This is a genomic window from Thermodesulfovibrionales bacterium, assembly GCA_035622735.1.
Lineage (GTDB): Bacteria > Nitrospirota > Thermodesulfovibrionia > Thermodesulfovibrionales > UBA9159 > DASPUT01.
In genome coordinates, this window is sequence record DASPUT010000043.1 from 1 (window position 1) to 3,246 (window position 3,246).

At 54.4% G+C, this 3,246-nt stretch carries 4 protein-coding genes; 3 read left to right on the forward strand and 1 reads right to left on the reverse strand.

Features of this window, described 5'->3' with window-relative positions; genetic code table 11:
* From VEI96_02275 to VEI96_02285, 3 genes are all read left to right on the forward strand, one after another.
* Nucleotides 1–643, forward strand: a 643-nt coding sequence (locus VEI96_02275) for an ATP-binding cassette domain-containing protein (GenBank protein HXX56811.1), incomplete at its 5' end; no start/stop codon positions are given.
* A gap of 36 nt (nucleotides 644–679) precedes the next feature.
* Entirely contained in the window at nucleotides 680–1,747 is a 1,068-nt protein-coding gene (locus tag VEI96_02280; protein HXX56812.1) for an MlaD family protein, read from the forward strand.
* A 22-nt stretch (nucleotides 1,748–1,769) separates the two neighbouring features.
* Nucleotides 1,770–2,933 (forward strand): metallophosphoesterase, encoded by a 1,164-nt coding sequence (locus VEI96_02285; protein ID HXX56813.1) that lies wholly within the window; start codon nucleotides 1,770–1,772, stop codon nucleotides 2,931–2,933.
* Nucleotides 2,934–2,942: 9 nt separating this feature from the next.
* Here VEI96_02285 and VEI96_02290 read toward each other — a convergent pair.
* The coding region (locus tag VEI96_02290) for a hypothetical protein (GenBank protein ID HXX56814.1) at nucleotides 2,943–3,246 on the reverse strand (304 nt) is incomplete at its 5' end.

A 3,246-nucleotide genomic window follows, 5' to 3' on the forward strand; every position in this document is an offset into this window, starting at 1 on the left:
GATCCTCGGAGGCAGCGGAGAGGGCAAGACGACGATCCTCAAACTCGTCATGGGTCTCATACGTCCTGATTCAGGGGAAATACTCATCGAAGGAGAGAACATAACGGAGAAGACCGAAGACGATCTGAGAGAGGTGAGGATGAAATTCAGCATCGTCTTCCAGGAAGGGGCACTCTTCGACTCCCTCGATGTGAAGGAGAACGTCGCCTTCTGCTTACGGGAATACTCTGCGATGTCCGAGGAAGAGATCGACCGGAAGGTGGAGGAATTGCTCAAGAAGGTGGATGTCGAACACGCAAAATACCTCATGCCCGAGGAACTGAGCGGTGGTATGCATCGTCGTGTCGCGATCGCCAGGTCTCTTGCGTCGTGTGATCCAAAGATGTTTCTCTACGACGAGCCGACGAGCGGACTCGACCCGGTGAATGCCGACAATATATGCAAGCTGATCACCGCCCTTTCCGAAGACGGCAAGGGATTCATGATCGTAACCCATAAATTGTCCGACGCCCTCAAGGTGGCGGACAGATTCATCTTCCTGAAAAACGGCATGATAGTATTTGACGGGAACCGGGATTATCTTCTCCAGTCGACGGTGCCGGAAATCGAGATATACGTCAGGGAGTGTAATGTCGTACAATAGTGCTGCATTACCCGGACTTCTCGGAAGGAGGCTGACATGTACGATCTGAAGAAGCAACTTGCCTGGTCGAAGCTCAAGGTCGGCCTCGTCATCACCCTCGCCCTCCTCACCCTGTTCTTTGTCGTCTTCTTTGCGGGCAGCATCGAGAATATCTTCGCGCCGAGGGGTGTCCTCAAGGCAGAGATTCAGGATGTCAAGGGATTGAGGAGAGGTTCTCCGGTTTGGCTCTCAGGGATAGAGGTCGGCTCCGTGAAAAACATACAGCTTCATCCTTCATCTGGGGCGATTGTGACCCTCTCGATCAGGAAGAACGCCCTGGAGTTTGTCAGGAAGGATGCACAGGCGAGCGTTCTCACCATGGGGCTGCTCGGGGACAAATACGTCGAGCTGAACGCGGGCTCGAGCGCTGCGGCACCGGTCAGGTCCGGCGACATGATACGGGGGGCTGCGCAGATTGAGTTAAAGGATGTCGTGGGGACGTCGGCCCAATCGATGGAGCGCCTGACGGAATTCATAAAAAAACTCGATAACCTCGTCACAAAGATCGAGAAGGGCGAAGGGACGATAGCGCAGCTGATATCAGACCGCGCCCTCTACGACAACCTCAGAGAAGCCTCAAAGACCCTGGCGCTGACCGCTAAAGAGATACGGGAGGCGAGGGGGACGATGGGACTCCTTATCGAAGACCCTACGCTTTATAACAAAATGCTCTCAGCGACCGCTTCCGTCGAGGAATTCGGGAAGAAACTGAATACCGGCTCCGGGACTCTCATGAAACTCGTCGAGGACCCGGCGCTCTACAATCGGATGCTCTCGGCAACCGCATCCGTGGAGGAGTTCGGGAAGAAACTGAATGAGGGTTCGGGGACGCTGAACAGGCTTGTTCAGGACCCGTCATTGTATGAGAACCTCAATAAGGCGTCAGCCCAGCTTTCCTCTATTTTAGAGAGGATCGATAACGGCGAAGGAACAGCGGGCGCTCTTATCAGGGACGAAGAACTCGCAAAGGAGTTAAAGGAGACTATCGGCGAGGTCAAGGAATTGGCAGGAGACATCAGAAAGAACCCGGGCCGGTATTTTAGATTCAGTATCATCGGACATTGATGCCCCGTCTAAAAGGATTTCCATGAGTCTCTTCTTCCTCGTATTCTTCCTCCTCTATGGCGGGCTCCATCTCTACGCGTTTCTCAAAGCGAAATCTGCCTTTGCCTTCGGAATCCATGCGGGCCTTCCCCTCGCACTCTTCATGCTCGTCATGGTCTTCGCCCCCGTTATCATACGGCTGTCGGAAAGGGCAGGGCACGATCTCTTTGCACGCCTCTTCTCCTACACAGGATATACCTGGATGGGGGTCCTCTTTCTCTTCTGCTCCGTTTCGCTTCTCACCGACCTTTACCGCTCCGTGATCTCTCTTGCCGGACTTGTTCTGAAGGCCGATCTTTCAGGTCTCGCGTTATCGAATCAGTATGCCTTCTTCCTTCCTCTCGGCGTTGCGCTGTCCATAGCGTTCTATGGATATTTCGAGGCGAGGGACATCAGAACCGAACTGGTGACGATAAAGACTTCCAAGATCCCCGAGGATATCGGAAGACTGAGGATAGTCCAGATATCCGACGTCCATATCGGACTCATCGTGAGGCAGGAAAGGGTGAGCCGGATTCTCGCCGAAGTAAAGAAGGCGGATCCAGACATATTCGTCTCTACGGGCGATCTCGTGGACGGACAGATTAACGGGCTCACAGGACTCTCGGAGATGCTGAGAGAGATCAATCCCCGATACGGAAAGTTCGCGATAACCGGGAACCACGAATACTATGCAGGGCTCGATCAGGCCCTCGCCTTCACGGAGAAGGCAGGATTCAGGGTCCTGAGGGGGGAAGGGCTGACGGTCGGGGGAATGATAAACATCGCCGGGGTCGAAGATCCCGCCGGCAAAGCCTTCGGCCTTTTTCGGGGAAGGACCGAAAGGGTCATACTCGAAAGGCTCCCCCGCGAAAAATTCACCCTTCTTCTCAAGCACAGACCTCTCATCGAAAAAGAGAGCCTAGGCCTCTTCGATCTCCAGCTCTCGGGACATGTCCATAAAGGTCAAATCTTCCCTTTCAGCGTCGTCACCTGGCTCTATTATCCAGTCGCTTCAGGAGGTCGGGAACTCTCCGGTAACGCGTATCTCTATGTGAGCCGGGGGTCGGGCACATGGGGGCCTCCGATCCGGTTTCTGGCGCCGCCCGAGGTGACGGTCATCGATCTTATCCATGATGAAGGGACGAAGAGCCAAGAGGAACACTGAATATCTCACTCATGGCCCGTCCTTATACTTACGAGAGACGAAAATGAGACTGACGAAGAAGCCGATCACATAGCCGAACCCTCCGCACCACAGCACCGCAGCCAGCCAGAACCAAGGGGACAATGGGGAGAGCCGTCGGCAGAGGAGTACCCCAAGCAGGAGTCCGAGAAAGACGCAGGCGATGTTTATCTTGTTGACTGTCGAAAGTCCGGACCGTCTCATCACGCCTCGTATTCTAGCAACCCATGCCGTTCGGGCACAACTCCTTTTTCGCTTCAGGAGAAAGGTATCGGGGGCACTTTGCAGACCCATT